17 protein-coding genes are annotated in these 19,665 nt (G+C 69.9%); 9 read left to right on the plus strand and 8 right to left on the minus strand.

The features are described from left to right. Positions 1–32 precede the first annotated feature (32 nt). Together ACFU5K_RS23825 and ACFU5K_RS23830 are read left to right on the plus strand one after the other, a co-directional pair. Positions 33–857: a class I SAM-dependent methyltransferase gene (locus ACFU5K_RS23825; protein WP_384065049.1), complete on the plus strand. Its 825-nt coding sequence runs from the start codon at positions 33–35 to the stop codon at positions 855–857. Between the two features lie 98 nt (positions 858–955). Next, positions 956–1,411 carry a hypothetical protein gene (locus ACFU5K_RS23830; RefSeq protein ID WP_384065075.1) on the plus strand — a complete coding sequence of 152 codons (456 nt, stop codon included), beginning with the start codon at positions 956–958 and terminating at the stop codon, positions 1,409–1,411. A 357-nt stretch (positions 1,412–1,768) separates the two neighbouring features. Here ACFU5K_RS23830 and mgrA read toward each other — a convergent pair whose 3' ends face one another. Further along, a complete protein-coding gene (mgrA, locus tag ACFU5K_RS23835) occupies positions 1,769–2,806 on the minus strand; it encodes an L-glyceraldehyde 3-phosphate reductase (RefSeq protein ID WP_384065051.1) in 1,038 nt (345 codons plus the stop codon). Between the two features lie 206 nt (positions 2,807–3,012). Here mgrA and ACFU5K_RS23840 point away from each other — a divergent pair, with 206 nt between their 5' ends. The 4 genes from ACFU5K_RS23840 to ACFU5K_RS23855 all read left to right on the plus strand — a co-directional run bounded on the left by ACFU5K_RS23840 (position 3,013) and on the right by ACFU5K_RS23855 (position 8,056). Further along, entirely contained in the window at positions 3,013–3,774 is a 762-nt protein-coding gene (locus tag ACFU5K_RS23840; protein WP_384065053.1) for an isoprenyl transferase, read from the plus strand. A gap of 336 nt (positions 3,775–4,110) precedes the next feature. Continuing rightward, the gene (locus ACFU5K_RS23845; protein ID WP_384065055.1) at positions 4,111–5,433 is read left to right on the plus strand and encodes a PhoH family protein; all 1,323 of its coding nucleotides are present in this window, start codon (positions 4,111–4,113) and stop codon (positions 5,431–5,433) included. Positions 5,434–5,821: 388 nt separating this feature from the next. Then, on the plus strand, positions 5,822–6,529 hold the full coding sequence (locus ACFU5K_RS23850; protein ID WP_384065057.1) for a lytic transglycosylase domain-containing protein: 708 nt from the start codon (positions 5,822–5,824) through the stop codon (positions 6,527–6,529). Positions 6,530–6,661: 132 nt separating this feature from the next. Further along, positions 6,662–8,056, plus strand: a complete 1,395-nt coding sequence (locus tag ACFU5K_RS23855) for an AI-2E family transporter (protein WP_384065059.1) — start codon at positions 6,662–6,664, stop codon at positions 8,054–8,056. A 465-nt stretch (positions 8,057–8,521) separates the two neighbouring features. Here the strand turns inward: ACFU5K_RS23855 and ACFU5K_RS23860 are convergent, their stop codons facing one another. Both ACFU5K_RS23860 and ACFU5K_RS23865 read right to left on the minus strand, forming a co-directional pair. After that, positions 8,522–9,055 carry an alkyl hydroperoxide reductase gene (locus ACFU5K_RS23860; protein WP_327115158.1) on the minus strand — a complete coding sequence of 178 codons (534 nt, stop codon included), beginning with the start codon at positions 9,053–9,055 and terminating at the stop codon, positions 8,522–8,524. A 12-nt stretch (positions 9,056–9,067) separates the two neighbouring features. Beyond that, positions 9,068–9,622 carry a peroxiredoxin gene (locus ACFU5K_RS23865; RefSeq protein WP_037688641.1) on the minus strand — a complete coding sequence of 185 codons (555 nt, stop codon included), beginning with the start codon at positions 9,620–9,622 and terminating at the stop codon, positions 9,068–9,070. A gap of 131 nt (positions 9,623–9,753) precedes the next feature. On the opposite strand from ACFU5K_RS23865, the gene ACFU5K_RS23870 reads away from it, so the two are divergent. Further along, entirely contained in the window at positions 9,754–10,722 is a 969-nt protein-coding gene (locus ACFU5K_RS23870) for a LysR substrate-binding domain-containing protein (RefSeq protein ID WP_384065061.1), read from the plus strand. Between the two features lie 47 nt (positions 10,723–10,769). Here ACFU5K_RS23870 and ACFU5K_RS23875 read toward each other — a convergent pair whose 3' ends face one another. Genes ACFU5K_RS23875 through ACFU5K_RS23885 form a run of 3 tightly spaced genes read right to left on the minus strand, consistent with a single transcriptional unit; the run spans position 10,770 to position 14,304 of the window. Next, complete coding sequence (locus ACFU5K_RS23875; RefSeq protein WP_384065063.1) at positions 10,770–13,100, minus strand: ABC transporter permease; 2,331 nt, start codon at positions 13,098–13,100, stop codon at positions 10,770–10,772. Then, positions 13,097–13,783, minus strand: coding sequence for an ABC transporter ATP-binding protein (locus ACFU5K_RS23880; protein ID WP_384065065.1), 687 nt, complete (start codon positions 13,781–13,783; stop codon positions 13,097–13,099). The genes ACFU5K_RS23875 and ACFU5K_RS23880 overlap by 4 nt, the downstream gene beginning before the upstream one ends. Next, positions 13,780–14,304: a PadR family transcriptional regulator gene (locus ACFU5K_RS23885; RefSeq protein WP_384065067.1), complete on the minus strand. Its 525-nt coding sequence runs from the start codon at positions 14,302–14,304 to the stop codon at positions 13,780–13,782. The genes ACFU5K_RS23880 and ACFU5K_RS23885 overlap by 4 nt, the downstream gene beginning before the upstream one ends. A gap of 197 nt (positions 14,305–14,501) precedes the next feature. On the opposite strand from ACFU5K_RS23885, the gene ACFU5K_RS23890 reads away from it, so the two are divergent. Further along, a complete protein-coding gene (locus ACFU5K_RS23890; RefSeq protein WP_384065069.1) occupies positions 14,502–15,794 on the plus strand; it encodes an alkaline phosphatase in 1,293 nt (430 codons plus the stop codon). Positions 15,795–15,963: 169 nt separating this feature from the next. Here the strand turns inward: ACFU5K_RS23890 and ACFU5K_RS23895 are convergent, their stop codons facing one another. After that, positions 15,964–16,149 (minus strand): hypothetical protein, encoded by a 186-nt coding sequence (locus ACFU5K_RS23895; RefSeq protein WP_384065077.1) that lies wholly within the window; start codon positions 16,147–16,149, stop codon positions 15,964–15,966. 59 nt (positions 16,150–16,208) lie between these two features. After that, positions 16,209–17,180, minus strand: a complete 972-nt coding sequence (locus ACFU5K_RS23900; RefSeq protein WP_384065071.1) for an SPFH domain-containing protein — start codon at positions 17,178–17,180, stop codon at positions 16,209–16,211. A gap of 222 nt (positions 17,181–17,402) precedes the next feature. On the opposite strand from ACFU5K_RS23900, the gene ACFU5K_RS23905 reads away from it, so the two are divergent. Then, positions 17,403–19,604 carry a transglycosylase domain-containing protein gene (locus ACFU5K_RS23905; RefSeq protein ID WP_384065073.1) on the plus strand — a complete coding sequence of 734 codons (2,202 nt, stop codon included), beginning with the start codon at positions 17,403–17,405 and terminating at the stop codon, positions 19,602–19,604. Positions 19,605–19,665 lie beyond the last annotated feature (61 nt).

The raw sequence follows: 19,665 nt of genomic DNA on the forward strand, positions 1-19,665 counted from the left end.
CGGAGAGGCGGACGGCTGACAGCATCGCGGGTATGACCGGATCAGCCGAGACCTCAGCCGCCTCCGCCTCCGACGCCCGCTTCGACGCCCTTGTCGCCGAGGCCACCGCCGCCTCCGTGGACGGCTGGGACTTCTCGTGGTTCGACGGGCGCGCCACCGAGGAGCGCCCCTCGTGGGGCTACGCGCGCGCCATGGCGGACCGGATGGGCGCCGCCCGCGCGGCGCTCGACATCCAGACCGGCGGAGGCGAGGTGCTCGCCTCCGCGCCCGTGCTGCCGCCCCTGACGGTGGCCACCGAGTCCTGGCCCCCCAACGTCGCACGCGCCACCGCACTGCTCCACCCGCGCGGCGCCGTCGTCGTCGCGGACGCCGACGAGCCGCCGCTGCCCTTCGGCGACGACGCCTTCGACCTGGTCGTCAGCAGGCATCCGGTGACCACGTGGTGGGAGGAGATCGCCCGGGTGCTGGCGCCGGGAGGCACGTACTTCTCCCAGCAGGTCGGCCGGGAAAGCGTGTTCGAACTCGTCGAGTACTTCCTCGGACCGCTGACCGCCGAGGAGCGCGGAGCCCGGGACCCGCAGGACGCGCGGAAGGCCGCCGAGGCCGCGGGGCTGGAGGTGACCGACCTGCGAGCCGAGCGGCTGCGCGTCGAGTTCCGCGACATCGGTGCCGTCGTTCACTTTCTCCGCAAGGTCATCTGGATGGTGCCGGGATTCACCGTCGACGCCTACCTCCCACAACTCCGTTCCCTGCACCGGCTGATCGAGTCCGATGGGCCGTTCGTCGCGCACAGCGCCCGCTTCCTGATCGAGGCACTCAAGCCGGAGCGCCCGTCGACAGGGCTTCCCCGAGGGTGACTTCACCGTCCTCGGAAGCAACGGGCGCCCCCTGCCCCACCGTCCTACCCATGAGTAGTGCGACCCTGGTGGTTGAGTGCACAACGAAGGAGCGGGTCATGTCGGTGGGAAGGGAAATGCCGGGCGAGGAGCTGAGCCCGCCGCCGGGACGGGCGCGTCACGGGAAGCCCGACTGGCTCACGGGAGCAAGGATCACCGCGGTGCACGGCCTGTTCTACCGGCCCGAGGGCCGCGCCGGGGAGCCGGAGGCCGTCGAGTTCGTCCTGGACGGCGGGCAGTCGGTGCTCCTGACCTGCGCGTCCGACCGCACGCTGAAGATCACCTCGGGCGCCTGGCCAGGCCTCCCCGACTGGTGCGTACCCGCCGGCCAGTGGCAGTTCGCGCCACCGAGCCAACTGCCGGCGCCCCCGTACGGCGGGGCGTGGACCGTCGTCGGCACCCAGGAGCGGCGCGACGGGTACGGCGAGGTGCACGAGGCCGTCATCCGGTGCGAGGACGGCGACTTCGTCGTCAACGGCGGGGACAGCCTGTCCGTCCGCTTCGTACGGCGCTGAGCACCCGAAATCTCACCGGCTCGCGCGGCGGCGCTGCTCCCGGCGGTCCCCGGCCTCCACGGCGGGGCTGAGCCACCGTTCCTGTCGGCGCAGGCGGACGGAGCCGGTGAGGCGGCCGGAAACGGTGCCCGCAGCGCAGTCCGGCGAATCCGGAGAGTAATTGTCGAGCGGCGTGGCACGCAGCATCACTTACGAAGGGTTATGGTGGAAACCCCCCCTCGGGCCGGTCCGTATCCCCCCCCACGGACCGGCCCGTTTTTTTGTGCCCTGGGCTGCGGGCCCCTTGTGCGGGTCCCGTGCGCAACCGGTGCGGCCTCCCGGGCCGGGTGCACGGGAGGCGGGCCAGGAGCGGTCGGCTCAGCCCCGGTTGGCCCAGATGTTGGTGCTCGCCGTGTCCACCGCGAAGGTGTCGATCTCCTCGGTCTCGGCAGCGGTCAGCGCCGGCGCGGCGAGTGCGGCCACGTTCTGCTCCAGCTGCCCCACGCTCGAAGCCCCGATCAGGGCCGACGTCATCCGGCTGTCACGCAGTACCCAGTTCAGGGCCATCTGGGCCAGGGACTGCCCACGGCTCCGCGCGATCTCGTTCAGCCCGCGCAGCCGCCGCACCATCTCCTCGGACAGCAGTCCGGGATCCAGCGACTTGCCCTGGCTGGCGCGCGAGCCCTCGGGGATGCCCGACAGGTACTTGTCGGTGAGCAGGCCCTGGGCGAGCGGCGCGAAGGAGATGCAGCCCATGCCGGCCGCCTCCAGTGTGTCGAGGAGCCCGTCCGCCTCCACCCAGCGGTTGATCATGGAGTAGGACGGCTGGTGGATGAGGGCGGGCACGCCCATCTCACGGAGGATGCGGGCCGCCTCGGCGGTCTGCGCCGCGTTGTAGGAGGACACGCCCACGTACAGCGCCTTGCCCCGGTGCACGGCGGAGGCGAGCGCCCCCATCGTCTCCTCGAGCGGGGTGTGGGGGTCGAAGCGGTGCGAATAGAAGATGTCCACGTAGTCGAGGCCCATGCGCCCGAGCGAGGCGTCGAGCGAGGACAGCAGGTACTTACGGGATCCCCACTCCCCGTAGGGGCCGGGGTGCATCTCGTACCCGGCCTTGGTGGAGATGACGAGCTCGTCCCTGTACGGGGCGAAGTCCTGGCGGAAGAGCTTGCCGAAGTTCAGCTCGGCCGAGCCGGGCGGCGGGCCGTAGTTGTTGGCCAGGTCGAAGTGCGTCACGCCCAGGTCGAAGGCGCGGCGCAGGATCGCCCGCTGCGTGGCGAGGGCGCGGTCGTCGCCGAAGTTGTGCCAGAGGCCGAGGGAGACGGCGGGGAGCTTGAGCCCGCTGCGACCCGTGCGGCGGTACTGCATCGAGTCGTAGCGTGAGGTGGCGGCGAGGTAGGAGAGGGAATCAATCACGTTTCACTCCTTATCACGGAGTTGTGACAGACCGGGTTGGGCCCCCGTGACCCGTCCGCAGTAATGTGGCCGCTTCGGAACCGCCGATCCGCGGCGCGGAAGCGCGCTGTGCGGACAGCACGGCGGTCTCCCGGGGGGCGGCCCCGGACCCCCGGCGAGGGGGAGGGCGGGCCACGCGCCCGTACGGAACCGAGAGGGTGAACTCAGTGAACTTGCGCGACCTGGTGTACGGGCTCTACGCACGCCGGGTGGAAGGCCGCCTGGACCACGACCAGGTGCCCAAGCACATCGGCGTCATCCTCGACGGCAACCGGCGGTGGGCGAAGGCGTCCGGCGGCTCGGCCGTGCAAGGACACCAGGCCGGAGCGGACAAGATCTCCGAGCTCCTCGGCTGGTGCAGCGAGACCGACGTCGAGGTCGTCACGTTGTGGCTGCTCTCCACGGACAACTTCGACCGGCCCGAGGCGGAGCTCACCCCTCTGCTCGGCATCATCGAGAACACCGTGCGGAACCTGGCCGCGGACGGCCGCTGGCGGCTGCACCACGTCGGCACACTCGACCTGCTGCCCGCGAGGACCCAGACCGTCCTCAAGGAGGCGGAGGAGGCCACGGCGGGCGTCGGGGGAATAATCGTCAACGTCGCCGTCGGTTACGGCGGACGCCAGGAGATCGCGGACGCCGTGCGCTCGCTGCTCCTGGAGCACTCCGCCAAGGGCACGACCTTTGAGGAACTCGCCGAGGTCGTCTCCACGGACCTCATCTCCGAACACCTCTACACCCGCGGACAGCCCGACCCGGACCTGGTGATCCGCACCAGCGGGGAGCAGCGGCTGTCCGGCTTCATGCTCTGGCAGAGCGCCCATTCGGAGTACTACTTCTGCGAGGTTTTCTGGCCGGCCTTCCGCAAGGTCGACTTCCTGCGCGCCCTGCGCGACTACGCGGCACGGCACCGGCGCTACGGGTCCTGAGGGACGCGACCCGCCCGGCGGGAGCGGGGAAGGCACAGAACCCGGTCCGGCGCACCTTGTCGCAGGCGGGGGCATGGCTTCGCGTGTTCGAGGGAATACCCCTCTCAGGTCGATGTCCGGTCACCAACCAGGCGGACGTCGCATCCAAGTGAGCGGCACCCAGGCCGCTCGCCCGGGAGGCCCTTTGCACACGAAGGACCGCACGACGTGCGGCCGACGCGGAGGGCCGGAGTTCGGCCCGCGCACGGGGCCCGAACCCGGTCCGTCCTCTCCCTTTGGGAAGTTCCGCGACATCCGTCGCACTCCCCGACCTCGTCCGAGGGGGTACGTCCTTCCGTGGTGACCAGCATCAAGCGCCGCATGCCCGACAGGCGCACCTACGTTCTCGACACCAGCGTCCTGCTGGCCGACCCCAGCGCCATGGCCCGGTTCGAAGAGCACGAAGTCGTGCTGCCGATCGTCGTGGTCACGGAGCTGGAGGCCAAAAGGCACCACCCCGAGCTCGGATACTTCGCCCGGCAGGCCCTGCGCCTCCTGGACGACTTCCGTGTCCGGTACGGCCGCCTGGACGCCCCGATCCCGCTCGGGGATCTGGGCGGGTCGCTCCGTGTCGAACTCAACCATTCCGATCCCGGCGTACTGCCCGCCGGATACCGGTTGGGGGACAACGACTCACGGATCCTCGCGGTCGCACGCAACCTGCAGGCCGAGGGATACGACGTCACCGTCGTGTCCAAGGACCTGCCGCTCCGGATCAAGGCGTCCTCGGTCGGTCTCCTCGCCGAGGAGTACCGCGCCGAACTGGCCATCACCGACTCCGGCTGGACCGGAATGTCGGAGCTGGCCGTCGCCGCCGAACAGGTCGACCTCCTCTTCGCGGAGGAGACCCTGTTCATCCCCGAGGCCGCCGAGTACCCCGTGCACACCGGGCTGGTCCTCCAGTCCGAGCGCGGCAAGGCGCTCGGCAGGGTCACGGCCGAGGGCAACGTCCGTCTCGTACGCGGCGATCGTGAGGTCTTCGGGATCCACGGCCGCAGCGCCGAGCAGCGGATCGCGCTCGATCTGCTCCTCGACCCGGACGTCGGCATCGTGTCGATGGGCGGCAGGGCCGGTACCGGCAAGTCCGCCCTCGCACTCTGCGCGGGCCTGGAAGCCGTGCTGGAGCGCCGGCAGCACAAGAAGGTGATGGTCTTCCGGCCGCTGTACGCGGTCGGCGGTCAGGAGCTCGGCTATCTCCCCGGCAGCGAGTCCGAGAAGATGAGCCCCTGGGCGCAGGCCGTCTTCGACACGCTGTCGGCGGTCGCCGGACGCGAGGTCATCGAAGAGGTGCTGGGGCGCGGGATGCTGGAGATCCTGCCGCTCACCCACATCCGGGGCCGCTCGCTCCACGACGCGTTCGTGATCGTGGACGAGGCGCAGTCCTTGGAGCGGAACGTCCTGCTGACCGTGCTGTCCCGGATCGGGGCGAACTCGCGGGTGGTGCTCACCCACGACGTGGCGCAGCGGGACAACCTCAGGGTCGGCCGCTACGACGGAGTCGTCGCCGTGGTCGAGAAGCTGAAGGGGCACCCGCTCTTCGCTCACGTCACGCTCACCCGATCCGAGCGCTCGCAGATCGCCGCACTGGTGACCGAAATGCTGGAGGAAGGGCGCATCTGACCCTGAACGCCCCATAGATGCCGCCCGGCGAGCCAAGGATCCTAGCCGGGCGGCATTGTGCTGCGCCGTCATTTCCGAAAAAGTCATGCTCCAAACGAGGTGTGACCTTTAACACGCGACACAGAATTGCAACGCCCCGTGTCCGTCCGGCAGAGTCTTGCTTCCGTCAGGCCCCGCATACGGCACTTGGGCACCTCCAGAGGCGCCACGCACCACACAACTCAACAAAAGCCGCCGTATGCCGCCCGCGAGCACCACGCGGCGCTTCCCCCGGGAAGTCGCCCACCGGGCCCGTGCCTCCCGTGACCCATGCAGTAGGGAGGCCAGTGTCAAGGGCACGATTGCGCTCGCGAGGTCACCTAAGCGGGCGATGCTGGAAGGACACCGTGTGAGCCGGATCTCGGTCCGGGGGTTCGCCGTGGCATCCGCCACCGCCGTAACCACCGTTGGCGCCGTCGTAGGCGTTGCGTCGGGCAGCACTCCCGCTGTCGACGACAACAACTTCGAGGCGGCCGCAGCCGACACCACGCTGCTCGCAGACATCCCCGCGGGCCAGCAGGCCCAGGTGCAGACCGCTTCGCTGACGCAGCAGGCCGACGCGCAGGCGTCGGCGGCGGACGCGGCGGCGCGGAAGTCCGCCGAGGAGACGGCCCGCATCCAGGCCGCCAAGGACGCCAAGTCGAAGAAGCAGGCGGCCGAGGACAAGCTGGAGGCGGAGCGCGAGGCCAAGGAGAAGAAGGAGGCCGAGCGCGCGAGCCGTTCGTCCGTCCGCGACGCCTCCTCGTTCTCGGCGCAGGGTTCCTACACGGTGGCCGAAGTGCAGGCGATGGCGCGGCAGATGGTTCCAGCCGACCAGTTCCAGTGCTTCAGCAACATCGTGAACCACGAGTCGACCTGGAACTACCGGGCGACCAACGCGTCCTCCGGGGCGTACGGTCTCGTGCAGGCGCTGCCCGGCTCCAAGATGTCCTCGGCCGGTGCTGACTGGCAGACCAATCCCGCCACCCAGATCAAGTGGGGCCTCAGCTATATGGACGCGTCCTACGGCAGCCCGTGCGGAGCCTGGTCGTTCTGGCAGGCCAACAACTGGTACTAGAACCCACGAGGGTTCCGACGCACGACTTCGAGATGCCCCGCACCGGCCCACGGTGCGGGGCATCTCGCGTGTACGGTCGATCCGGACGGCTCCGGGGGCGTGCTGGAGGTGAACGGGGGAAAGGGAAATTCCATGTCGAAACTTCCGGGATGGCTCGGTCGGCTGGGCGCCGAACTCACCGAGATAGGGGCGCGCCTGGAAGAACGCCGCGCCGCGGAGGAGCGCCGTGCCGAGGAGGCCGCCATGAGCGGATCGTCGTCCACGCTCTCCACAGCCGCCGTCGAGCAGGTGCCGAGCCCGCCCGCGTACGCCCCCGCCGTCGCCGCGAAGCCCGAGCCGGTGGCCGCCATCCCCTGGGGGATGCGCGTCGCCGCCGAGGCCGGCTGGCGGCTGCTGATCCTCGCGGGCACGCTCTGGGTGCTGATGCGCGTCATCAGCGCCATCCAGCTGGTCGTCCTGGCGTTCGTCGCCGCCCTGTTGGTGACCGCGCTGCTCCAGCCGACCGTCGTACGGCTGAGGCGTTTCGGTCTGCCGCGCGGGCTGGCCACCGCTGTGACCGCCGTGCTCGGCTTCGTCGTGATGGGGCTGGTCGGCTGGTTCGTGGTGTGGCAGGTGATGGACAACCTCGACGACCTGTCCGACCGGGTGCGCGACGGCATCGACGAGCTGAAGCGCTGGCTTCTGGACAGCCCGTTCCACGTCACCGAGTCGCAGATCAACGACATCGCCAAGAACCTCAGCGACACCATCGGCACCAACACCGAGGAGATCACCTCGGCCGGGCTCCAGGGCGTCACGGTCATGGTGGAGGTCCTCACCGGGCTGCTGCTGGCGATGTTCTCGACGCTCTTCCTGCTCTACGACGGGAAGCGCATCTGGCAGTGGGTGCTCAAGCTGGTGCCCGCGCAGGCACGGCCGGGCGTCGCGGGAGCCGGACCGCGCGCCTGGCGGACGCTGACCGCCTATGTGCGCGGCACGGTGATCGTCGCCCTGATCGACGCGATCTTCATCGGGCTCGGGATCTACTTCCTCGACGTGCCGATGGCGGTCCCGCTCGCCGTCTTCATCTTCCTCTTCGCCTTCATCCCGCTGGTCGGCGCCGTGGTCTCCGGTGCCCTCGCCGTGGTCGTCGCGCTCGTCACCCAGGGCGTGTTCACCGCGCTGATGGTGCTGATCGTGGTCCTCGCCGTGCAGCAGATCGAGGGCCACATCCTGCAGCCCTTCATCCTCGGCCGGGCGGTGCGCGTCCATCCGCTGGCCGTCGTCCTGTCGGTCGCGGCGGGCGGCATGATCGCGGGCATCGGCGGGGCCGTCGTCGCGGTCCCGCTGGTCGCGGTGACCAACACGGCGGTCGGCTACCTGCGTTCGTACGGTCGGGACGTCTCCCGGTTCCACGGCCCCGGTCCGCACGGAGCCACGGCGGTCCCGGCCGCGCCGGCGCCGCCGCCGGTCACCACACCGGCCGATGAGCCGGAGGAACCGGGCGAACAGCCGAAAGCCGCGGACGAACCGCCCAGGGAGTCCTGACGACAGGGTCTTCGGTTGACCGGGACAGCCCTTCTCTCGCTGAGGTGCGGAGCCCACCCTGCGTCCGGCCCGTTGAGCGAGGAGGCCGTGGGACGCGTCAGGACCGGCGGGATCAGGGCGGCGGTCAGCTTGGACCACACCGTGCGGGACGAACAGTGCGGGCTCCCTGACCCTGATCGACTCTCTTCGCCGATCGTTGATCTATCAGGTGCTCCCGTTGCACTGTTCGGCAGGGCTTGACCTGCGCCTCTCGGGGGCCAGGCACGACGGTGTTGTCTTCTGGGCTGGACGAGGGTCTGTCGTTTGGATCAGGCTGGATCGGGGAGCGGGGTCTGGTGCCGTGCATCGTAAGGCGAGGTGCCGGGGCACGCGAGCCCAGCATGATCCAAACGACAGTTCCTAGGCGCATGAGAAGGGCCCCGTGGACGGTCGGTCGTCCACGGGGCCCTTCTCGCACAGGGGGTACTACTCGGCGAGCACGGCCTCGGCGTCGAGGGTCACGCCGACCGCCTGGATCACCGAGGCGACCTTCACGGCCTCCTGAATGGTCTCACGGTCGACACCGGCCTTGCGCAGGACCTGCTCGTGCGAGTCCAGGCACTGACCGCAGCCGTTGATCGCGGACACGGCGAGCGACCACAGCTCGAAGTCGACCTTCTCCACGCCCGGGTTGCCGATGACGTTCATCCGCAGACCGGCACGGAGGTTGCCGTACTCGGGGTCCGACAGCAGGTGCCGGGTGCGGTAGAAGACGTTGTTCATCGCCATGATCGCGGCGGCGGACTTCGCCGCGGTGTACGCCTCGGCGGAGAGGTTGGCCTTCGCCTCCGGCTCCAGCTCGCGCAGCACCTTCGGCGAACGCGAGGCGATCGCGCAGGCCAGGACGGTGCCCCACAGCTGCTGCTGCGGGAGGTCGCTGTTGCCGATGACCGAACCGAGGTTCAGTTTCAGGTCCTTGGCGAAGTCCGGTATGGCGGACTTCAGTTCGTCGAGTGCCATGTCTGTATCAGCTCACTCGCCGGAGAGGAGGGCGACCGGGTCCAGGGTGTTCTCGCCCTTGGTCCAGTTGCAGGGGCAGAGCTCGTCGGTCTGCAGGGCGTCGAGGACCCGCAGGACCTCCTTGGGGTTACGGCCCACGGAACCGGCGGTCACCATCGTGAACTGGATCTCGTTGTTCTGGTCGACGATGAAGACGGCGCGCTGGGCGAAGCCGTCCTCGCCCTCGATGCCGAGGTCACGCATGAGCTCGTGCTTCGAGTCGGCCATCATCGGGAAGGGCAGGTCGGTCAGGTCCGGGTGGTCCTTGCGCCAGGCGTGGTGCACGAACTCGGAGTCACCGGAGAAGCCGAGGATCTGGGCGTCACGGTCGGCGAACTCGTCGTTCAGCTTGCCGAAGGCGGCGATCTCGGTGGGGCACACGAAGGTGAAGTCCTTCGGCCACGCGAAGACGATCTTCCACTGACCCTCGTAGGTCTTGTGGTTGATCTGCTCGAACTCCTTGCCGCTCTCGAGGGATACACAAGCGGTCAGGTCGAACTCGGGGAACTTGTCACCGACAGTGAGCACGCGCACTCCTTGTTGCATAGGAAAACCCTTTTTGGGGGCGTTCCTGGGGGTTGGACTGCCCCACCTTGGCACAGAGTGGATTGATCACGGAAATAGCTACACTCGGTCCGGATGATCGGAGGTGCCTATCAGTGGCGTATGCAAATCAGGCCAACAGGGTCAAGCAGCCCAGCCTCTCGCAGCTGCGCGCCTTCGCGGCCGTGGCGGAGCACCTGCACTTCCGGGATGCCGCGGCAGCAATCGGGATGAGTCAGCCGGCACTCTCCGGAGCGGTGTCCGCCCTGGAGGTGGCACTCGGTGTCCAGCTCATCGAGCGTACGACCCGTAAGGTGCTGCTCTCGCCCGCCGGGGAGAGGCTCGCGGTGCGGAGCCGGGCGGTGCTGGAGGCCCTGGGTGAGCTGATGGAGGAGGCCGAGGCGGTGCGGGCGCCGTTCACCGGGATACTCCGGCTCGGCGTGATCCCGACGGTCGCGCCGTACCTGCTGCCCACCGTGCTCAGGCTGGTGCACGAGCGCTACCCCGAGCTGGAACTCCAGGTCCACGAGGAGCAGACCTCCTCGCTGCTGGACGGGCTGGGCGCCGGACGGCTGGACCTCCTGCTGCTCGCCGTGCCGCTCGGGGTGCCGGGTGTGACGGAACTTCCCTTGTTCGACGAGGACTTCGTCCTGGTCATGGAGAAGGCGCACCGCCTCGCCGGAAGCGTCGGTCTGCCGCGCGAGACGCTGCGCGACCTGCCGCTCCTGCTGCTCGACGAGGGGCACTGTCTGAGGGACCAGGCCCTGGACATCTGCCGTGAGGCGGGCCGCACCTGGGGGGCCCCGGTGACGACGACGGCGGCCGGGCTCTCCACCCTGGTCCAGCTCGTCGCGGGCGGGCTGGGGGTGACCCTGCTGCCGCGGACCGCGGTGACCGTGGAGACCGGACGCAACGAGGCGCTGTCGACCGGCTACTTCTGCGACCCCGCGCCCTCACGGCGGGTGGCGCTGGCCGTACGGACGGGCTCGGCGAGGCAGGAGGAGTTCGAGGAGTTCGCCGCCGCTCTCCGGGAGGCCATGGTCACGCTTCCGGTGCGGGTGCCGGCCGGTGTGCCACACGCGTGAGGTGAGGCGCGGTCCCTCCCTGCCCAGGGACCGCGCCCGCGTGCCCGTCACTCCGTTCGCAGGCCGTCCGGCCGCATGAGCCGCCACAACAGCGGCAGTGAGACCAGGGTGACCAGCAGGATCAGTGCGGCACCCGCCCCCACCATCGGCAGGAACAACCACCAGTCGGTCACCTTCTTGGCGACCAGCCCGACCATCACCGCACCCAGTCCGAGCCCACCGGCGACGGCCACGACCAGGCCGATGAGCACCGGCACTGCCGTCTGCCAGAGCACCGACCAGCCGAGGGTGGCCCGCCGGGTGCCGAAGGCGACCAGGACCGACAGAAGGCGCCGGCGCTCCCGCATCTGCTCCAGCTGGGAGACCAGCATCGAGGCGGCGATCAGCAGCAGGGTCAAGGTCGCGCCGACCCGGAGGCCGGTCTGCACGCTCGCGTACCGGCGGTCGCGCTCCACCGAACGCAGGGACGAGACGCGCATGCCGGGGTCGATCCGGGCCGCCGTGTTCCGTACGTACTCGGAGACGTCCGGGACGCTCTCGTCGACCTTGATCTGTGCCTTGACCGTCGCGCCGGGCAGCGTGCCGGGGTCGACCGCTCCGGCCGTCGCCATGATGCCCCAGCGGTCCTCGCCCATCGGGTCCGGGCGGGCGACGACGGTCCGGGCGTCGGCGGGCAGGGTCCACCGCATCGACTTCACGCCGCCCGGCTCGGCGGACGTGCTGATGTCGACCTCCTTGCCCTTGCGGGCCGTCCGGTCCATCCAGGCGGCCATCTCCTTGTCGTTCCTGGGGTGGACGACGAAGGCGTCACCCTCCTCGCAGGAGCCGATCCGGGCGATCTCGCGCAGGGTCGCGCAGTCGCCGACGGTCAGTGAGGTGGTGGGCCTGATGTCGCCCTCGTACTTCCCCGGCCGGGTCACGTAGACCTCGACCGTGCCGATGACGGCCCGCACGCCCCTGGTCGCCCGGAACTCCTTGATGGTGCGTGTGGCCGCGTCACCGGTCACTTTCTCGGAGGACGTCGTGAACTGGGCCCGCGTGGGGTCCTGCCCCGTCATCCGGTCGAAGTCGTCGCTCACCGCCGCGAACAGCATCTGCAGCGCCACCGCGCCCGCCACCGCCACGGTGATGCCGCTGACCGCCCGGGAGGCCGCACCGCTGTTCAGCTGGAGTCCGCGGACCGCCAGCTGCCAGGGGAGCGGTCCTCCCCCCAGCCTGCCGACGCAGGCCTCGACCAGCCAGGGGAGCAGCAGCGCGAGCCCGGACAGGACGAGGACAGCCCCGCCTGCGATGGGATAGGGGTTGACGGGCGTGAACTCGTCGGCCCCGCCCGCCCGCCACAGGACGGCCAGCCCCAGCACCGGCAGCAGCAGACGCCACCACAGGCGGCGCCGGCGGTTACGGGAGCCGCGCACGACCCCGAGGGGCTCGACGGCCACCGAACGCATGGCGGCGAGCGTGACGACGACGGCGGACAGGGGTACGGCGACGGCTACGAGTGCGGTGAGCCAGGGGGCGGGCGTCAGGTCGGAGGGGAAGGCGCTGTGACCCCACACCTCGACGTGACCGACGAACCTGCGGCCCACGAGGAAGAACACCGCCCCGGCGAGCAGGCCGAGGAGCGAGCCGAACAGGGCCTCGCCCGCCGCGATCCGGTGGGTCGACCGGATGTCGGCACCCACCAGCCGCAGCGCGGCGAGCCTCCGGTCGCGGCGCTCCCCGCCGAACCGCACGGCGGTCGCGATGAAGATCGCCACGGGTACCAGCAGCACGACGCAGATGACGAGGACCAGGAGGACCAGGACGGGCGGGAACGGATCGTCCGGGGTTCCGCCCCCGTAACCCGCCAGCCGGTGACCGCCGCCCGCGGGCGTCAGCGTGTCGCTGCCCGCGTAGAAGTGCAGCTCGCCCGGGGAAGTCAGTCCTTCGTCGGCGATCGTGCCGCTGATCCCGTAGGGCAGGCGTTCCTTGAGCAGTCGGCCCTCGGGGGATGCCAGCAGTTCCTTCAGGGCGGGCGAGGCGACCATCTTCCCGGGGGCGGGGAAGTGCCCGACTCCCGGCGGGAGCACCGGCCGCGGACCCTCCGCCCGCATCAGGTAGCCCTCCACCTCGCGGCCGCGGAATTCGGTCGTGGCCCCGGCCCGCAGGACGGTGGAGTCCGTCCTGGGGACCTCCGCGTTGCGGGAAGCCGCGACCTCGCGGCGGGCCTCGTCGCGTACGGCGCGCTGCCCCAGCAGGTGCGGGACCGACGATGCGGCCAGCAGCAGCGCCACCCCGAGTCCGACCCCGACCGCGGTGAGCGCGGTACGGGCCCAGCCCTCACGTCCTCCGGCGGCGGCGAAGCGCACGCCGAGCCCGAGGTCGCGCAGCCGGCTCATATCGCATGCTCCGGGTCGCGGCACCGGCCGTCGCGCACGACGATGTCGCGGTCCGAGTACGCGGCGACGCGGGCCTCGTGGGTCACGATCACGACGGCCGTGTTCGCGGTCCTGGCGGACTCGGTGAGCAGTTCCATGACGCGCTCGCCGTTGAGCGAGTCCAGCGCGCCCGTCGGCTCGTCGGCGAAGACCACCTTGGGGGAGGCGACCAGGGCGCGGGCGACGGCGACACGCTGGCCCTGCCCGCCGGACACCTCTCCCGGGCGCTGGGAGGCGAGGCCGTCGACATCGAGGCGCTCCATCCACTGCCGGGCGGTGCGTTCGGCCTCCTTGCGCTTCATCCCGTTGAGGCGCAGCGGCAGGGCGACGTTCTCCACACAGGTCAGTTCCGGGACGAGTTGGCCGAACTGGAAGACGAACCCGAAGTCGCTGCGGCGCAGCGCGCTGCGCTCCGCGTCGGACAGGGCGGACAGTTCACGCCCGTCGTAGGTGACGCTGCCCGAATCGGGGGTCACGATGCCCGCCAGGCAGTGCAGCAGTGTCGACTTGCCGGAGCCGGAGGGGCCCATGACGGCGACGACCTCACCGGGGTGCACGGAGAAGGAGGCCCCGTCGAGCGCGGGCGTCGAGCCGTAGCTCTTGCGCAGTTCGTGGGCGGAGAGCAGGGAGCCGGCCGGGATCACGGGACTATCACCTCGGCGAGCCGGTCCAGACGTGCGCCTGTCAGCTCCAGCCAGCGCAGGTCGGCTTCGAGGTGGAAGAGGGCGTGGTCGCAGATCAGCTGGTCCGCGAGGTCGCCCGTGCGCTTGCGGTCGGTCAGGACGCGCATCAGGCGCAGGTGCTCGGAGCGCTGGGCGTCCAGCAGGCCGGCGGCGCTCCGGCCGGTGAGCAGTGCCAGGACGACCTTCGTGTAGAGGGTCGACTGGAGGTACGGTTCCGGCTTCTCGGGCTGCGCGAGCCAGGTGGCGACATCGGTGACGCCGGCCTCCGTGATGGCGTACCGCTTGCGCTCGGGCCCGCCCTCCGTCTCGACCCCGTCGACCTCGACGAGCCCGTTCTTCAGGAGCCGGGACATGGTCGCGTAGACCTGGCCGTAGTGCAGTGGCCGGTCCTGCCCGAACTTCTCGTCGAAGACGCGCTTGAGGTCGTAGCCGTGGCGGGGGCCGGACTCCAGGAGCCCGAGGAGGGTGTGACCGATAGACATGCGCAGAACTATACACCGCATGTATACCTCGCATGCGGACGCCTCTCAGGTGCTCCTCGCGGAAGGGTGCGGGAAAATCGGGTCGAAGGGTTTTCCGACGTGAGCGGTTCCCTTGCCGGTCGCCTTCAGTTCTCGACCAGTACCGTCTCCGCGCCTACGTTCTCATGTGAAAGCTATGCAATTCATGAGGAGTTGTTGTGAACGTACGTGTTCGTAGTGCGCGCTGGGGAGCGCCCGTCGCCGCGGCCGTCGTGGCCGGCCTCGCGACGATGGTGCTCAACCCGACGCTCGGCGCGTCGGCCGCCGCTCCGCAGTCCGCGGCGAAGGCGAAGGCCCCCACGGCCAAGAACGTCATCTTCATCAACGGTGACGGCATGGGCGCCGCGATGCGTGAGGCGGCGAGGCTTCACCTCGCCGGCCTGGAAGGGCAGCTGGCGATGGACCGCCTCACGGCGTCCGGCCAGCTCACCACGACCCCCCGGGACCCGAAGGCCGTCGTGACGGACTCCGCCGCGGCGGCGACCGCGTGGGCGACGGGCGAGAAGACCTACAACGGCGCGATCAGTGTCGATGTGGACGGCAACCCGCTGGCCACCCTCGGCCAGCAGGCCAAGGCGGCCGGCAAGGCCACCGGTCTGGTGACGACCGCGCAGGTGACCGACGCGTCCCCGGCGGCGTTCTTCGCCAACACCCCGGACCGCGGGAAGCAGGACGAGATCGCCCGCCAGTACCTGGACGTCAGCAAGCCCGACGTCATCCTGGGTGGTGGCGAGGACTGGTGGCTGCCGGCCGGTACGCCGGGCGCGTTCAAGGACAACCCCGCCGAGGACACGTCCGAGGCGAGCAAGGGCACGAAGGGCAACCTGATCAAGAAGGCCCAGAAGGCCGGTTACTCCTACGTCAACAGCGCGCAGGGCCTGAGCAAGGCCAAGGACGGCAAGATCCTCGGGCTGTTCAGCAACGAGGAGATGTTCCAGCAGCACCCCGAGGGCCAGGGTGACGTCTACAGCCCGGTCGTGGACCTCGGCACGATGACCAGCAAGGCCCTGACCAGCCTGGACAAGAACAAGAAGGGCTTCTTCCTCATGGTCGAGGAGGAAGGCACCGACGAGTTCGCGCACTCCGACAACGGCACGCGCGTGCTCCAGTCGATGCAGCAGCTGGAGAAGGCCGTCGCGGTGGCCCGCGCGTACATCGCGACGCACCCCGACACGCTGCTGGTCGTCACCGGTGACCACGAGACCGGCGGTCTCACGGTCGAGGACGTCGACGCCGACGACGAGTCCGGGGACGGCATCTCCGCCGAGGACGGTCCGTTCTCCATCCGCGGCAGCGACCGCAAGTTCACCATCGACTGGACCACCTCGGGTCACACCGGCGTGGACGTGCCCGTGACGGCGAGCGGTCCGCTCTCCGGCGAGTTCTCGGGCAAGCACCCGAACACGTACGTGCACGACGTGCTCAAGCAGGTGCTGGCACCGCGCCGCTGAGCGCGGCGACTCGAAAACGGGCCCCGGGGAGCATGCTCCCCGGGGCCCGTTCCCGTACACGGGCGCGATGCCGCGTCGGGCTGTGGCAGCCTGCGCCGCTGTGAGGCTCCCGGGGCCGACCGAGCGGGACGCGCCGAGCGGCAGGCGTCCGCACCCGTCCGGCAGTCGTCTACTGGGCCGGGGGCTTGGGGGGTCGGCCCCGGCGGGGGATGGGAGCCGCCCCGCCCGGCAGGCGTCCGGCGTCCGCCAGCGCCCGCCGGAGCAGGAACTCGATCTGCGCGTTCGCGCTGCGCAGTTCGTCCGAGGCCCACCGGGCCAGCGCGTCGTGCACCGAGGGGTCCAGCCGCAGCAGCATCTGCTTGCGGGCGGGGCCCCGCCGGGGAGCCCGGCCCGCCGAAGCGGCCGTGTCGTCGGTCACTGGTAGAGCGTGCCCGTGTTCAGGACCGGCTGCGCCGCGCGGTCGCCGCACAGCACCACCATCAGGTTGCTGACCATCGCGGCCTTGCGCTCCGCGTCGAGCTCCACGATGTCCTGTTCCGCGATCCGCGTCAGGGCCATCTCCACCATGCCCACGGCTCCCTCGACGATCTGCTGGCGTGCCGCGACGACCGCCCCCGCCTGTTGCCGCTGAAGCATCGCCGACGCGATCTCGGGGGCGTAGGCGAGGTGGCTGAACCGGGACTCGATGATGTGCACGCCCGCCGCCTGCACCCGCGCGGTCAGCTCTGCCGCGAGCTTCTCGGTGATCTCCTCGGCGTTGCCCCGCAGGGACAGCCCGCCTTCGTCGTGGGCGTCGTACGGGTACTCGATCGCGATGTGCCGGACGGCCGCTTCGGTCTGCGTCGCGACGAACTCCCGGAAGTCGTCCACCTCGAAGAGGGCCTGCGCGGTGTCCTCCACCTTCCAGACGACGATCGCGGCGAGTTCGATCGGGTTGCCGTAGGCGTCGTTGACCTTCAGGACGGCCGTCTCGTGGTTGCGGACGCGGGTGGAGATCTTGCGGCTGGACGTCAGCGGGTTGATCCACCGCAGACCGTCCGCGCGGATCGTGCCGACGTACCTGCCGAAGAGCTGGATGACCCGGGCCTCGCCCGGCGCGACCATCTTCACACCGCTCATGCAGAAGAAGGACGCCACGGCGAGCAGCAGCCCGAGGACGAAGAGCGGGATGCCGGCGCCGTCGTGCCCGTCGGAGCCGAGGACCCCGCCGACGATGGTCAGGGCCACGCCGAGGAGCACCCCGAGTACGGTCAGCAGCAGTCCGAGGCCGCCGGGGATGGAGTGGGCGGCCGTCTCCCTGACCTGGGGGTCAGGCATCTCGGGCGCGTCCGGTGCCAGGTCGGCGCCGGGGCCGTTACCACCGGGGTGGTCGTGCGGTGCGGACATGGATCCCCCGTTTCGTGCGGCATGGCGCCGCGCTAACAATGTGATTTCACATTAACGGATTCGACAACCTTGCACACCCCTCGGGAGTCGGTTCCATTGGGACCGGGTGCTGATTCTCACGTCCGGAAAAGACCGGATCGCTTGCCTTTTGTCCATGCCTTCGGTGTTAGCTGGCTGGTCTGACCTGAGCGGTTCGAGTAGAGGTAGAGGAGCACCACGGCAATGGGGCGAGCGGATGCGCGTCGGGCTGCCAAGAGCGGCGGCATACGCCGGCTCTTCACGTGGCGGAAGATGCTGGGCACGTTCTTCGGACTGTGCCTGCTGGTGATGGGCGGCTTCGCGGCGCTCTACTTCTATGTGGACGTGCCCCCGGCCAACGCCGCGGCGCAGGAGCAGAGCAACATCTACAAGTACAGCGACGGCTCGATCCTCGCCCGTACCGGTTCCGGCGCCAACCGCGAGATCGTGGACCTCGCCGTCGTACCGAAGAAGGTCCAGCACGCCTTCGTCGCCGCCGAGAACAAGTCCTTCTACCGGGACCAGGGCGTCGACCTGAAGGGCACCACCCGCGGTGTGCTCAACACGCTCTCCGGCAAGGGCAAGCAGGGTGGTTCCACGATCACCCAGCAGTACGTGAAGAACTACTACCTCACGCAGGACCAGACGGTCAGCCGCAAGCTCAAGGAGCTGGTGATCTCCCTCAAGGTTGACCAGCGCATGAAGAAGGACGACATCCTCGCCGGCTACCTCAACACCGTCTTCTACGGTCGCGGCGCGAGCGGAATCCAGGCGGCCGCGCAGGCCTACTACGGAGTCGACGCCAAGGACCTCGACGTCTCCCAGGGCGCCTACCTCGCAGCGCTGCTCCAGGCGCCCAGCCAGTACGACTGGGCGCGGGCCACCCCGACGGGCAAGAAGCTCGTCAAGGAGCGCTGGGCCTACACGCTGGACAACATGGTCGAGGAGGGCTGGCTCGACCGGGCCGAGCGCGACAAGCTGACCTTCCCCGTTCCGGACGCGCCCAAGGCAGCCCCCGGCCTGGAGGGGCAGAGCGGCTACCTCGTCGAGGCCGCCAACCAGGAGATGGAGCGCCAGGGCATCACCGAGGAGATGCGCCGGGCCGGCGGCTGGACGATCACCCTCAACATCGACAAGAAGAGGCAGAAGCAGCTCGAGAAGTCGGTCGACCGTGAGCTGGAGAACCAGCTCGACCGGAAGAAGAACAAGGTCGACGCGACCGTCCAGGCGGGCGCGACCTCCGTGGACCCGAAGACCGGCAAGGTCGTCGCGCTGTACGGCGGTGTCGGTGCCACGGAGCACTACATATCCAACGCCACCCGCAGGGACTACCAGCCCGCGTCGACGTTCAAGCCGCTCGTGCTCGCCTCGGCCCTGGAGAACGGGTCGAAGACCCAGGACGGCGACCTGATCGGCCTCAACACGGTCTACGACGGCACCAGCAGGCGTCCCGTCGTCGGGAGCGACACCCCGTTCGCCCCGCAGAACGAGGACAACATCAGCTACCGCAACCCGACCGTCCAGACGGCCATGGACAAGTCGATCAACTCCGTCTTCGCGCAGATGGTCGTGGACGTCACTCCCCGCACCGTCAAGAAGACCGCACTCGCCATGGGCGTACCGGACAAGAACTTCCCCGAGCGTCCGGCGATCACCCTCGGCACCATGAACGCCTCCACGTGGGACATGGCCGGGGTCTACGCCACCCTCGACAACCACGGCAAGAAGGTCACCCCGACCATCGTCAAGTCCGCCGTGCACCGTGACCGCACCATGGAGCCCGTCGACGGCATCGGCGGCCAGGTCATCAGCCGGGCCTCCGCGGACACGGTGACGAAGGCACTGACCGAGGTCGTCGACCTCGGCTCGGGTCACGAGGCGAACACCTCGGCCTACGACGCGGCGGGCAAGACGGGTACGGCGGAGGACAACAAGGCCGCCTGGTTCGCGGCCTACACCCCCGAACTCACCACCGTCGTCGCCCTGTACGGCGAGTCGACCAAGGAGGGCGGCGGTCAGGTCAGTCTCACCGGTACGGCCAACTCCGGGCGGGCCAACGGTGGAGGCTTCCCCGCCAGGATCTGGGCCGACTACACCCTCGGCGCGCTGGGCGGCGGCTCGGACGCCTCCTTCGACCTGCAGGGCGTGGAGCGCGGCGAGACGTCCGTGACCGAGACCCCGTCGGCGCCCCCGGCGCCGACGAAGAAGCCTTCGGCAACCCCCTCCGAGACGCCCGAGGCGCCCTCCGAGTCCCCGAGCGAGCCCCCGGTCGAGGAGTCCCCGCCGGTCGAGACGCCGAGCGAGACGCCCTCTCAGACACCGAGCGAGACGCCCAGCGGGACACCGGACCCCGGCGGGACCCAGCAGCCGCCGGGCCGGCCGGGCAACGGCCTGTTCGGGCAGTGACGACGTGTGAGGGGCGGGTGCCGGCCGGCACCCGCCCCTGTCACTTATACACATCTCCGAG

Source organism: Streptomyces sp. NPDC057428, from assembly GCF_042803195.1.
Lineage (GTDB): Bacteria > Actinomycetota > Actinomycetes > Streptomycetales > Streptomycetaceae > Streptomyces.

What these genes read in the sequence shown, in the direction of transcription:
- ACFU5K_RS23825 (WP_384065049.1), top strand. Translation starts at nt 33, where the DNA reads ATGACCGGATCAGCCGAGACCTCAGCCGCCTCCGCCTCCGACGCCCGC.
- ACFU5K_RS23830 (WP_384065075.1), top strand. Translation starts at nt 956, where the DNA reads ATGTCGGTGGGAAGGGAAATGCCGGGCGAGGAGCTGAGCCCGCCGCCG.
- ACFU5K_RS23855 (WP_384065059.1), top strand. Translation starts at nt 6,662, where the DNA reads ATGTCGAAACTTCCGGGATGGCTCGGTCGGCTGGGCGCCGAACTCACC.
- ACFU5K_RS23860 (WP_327115158.1), bottom strand. Translation starts at nt 9,055, where the DNA reads ATGGCACTCGACGAACTGAAGTCCGCCATACCGGACTTCGCCAAGGAC.
- ACFU5K_RS23875 (WP_384065063.1), bottom strand. Translation starts at nt 13,100, where the DNA reads ATGAGCCGGCTGCGCGACCTCGGGCTCGGCGTGCGCTTCGCCGCCGCC.
- ACFU5K_RS23885 (WP_384065067.1), bottom strand. Translation starts at nt 14,304, where the DNA reads ATGTCTATCGGTCACACCCTCCTCGGGCTCCTGGAGTCCGGCCCCCGC.
- ACFU5K_RS23895 (WP_384065077.1), bottom strand. Translation starts at nt 16,149, where the DNA reads ATGCTGCTGCGGCTGGACCCCTCGGTGCACGACGCGCTGGCCCGGTGG.
- ACFU5K_RS23900 (WP_384065071.1), bottom strand. Translation starts at nt 17,180, where the DNA reads ATGTCCGCACCGCACGACCACCCCGGTGGTAACGGCCCCGGCGCCGAC.
- ACFU5K_RS23905 (WP_384065073.1), top strand. Translation starts at nt 17,403, where the DNA reads ATGGGGCGAGCGGATGCGCGTCGGGCTGCCAAGAGCGGCGGCATACGC.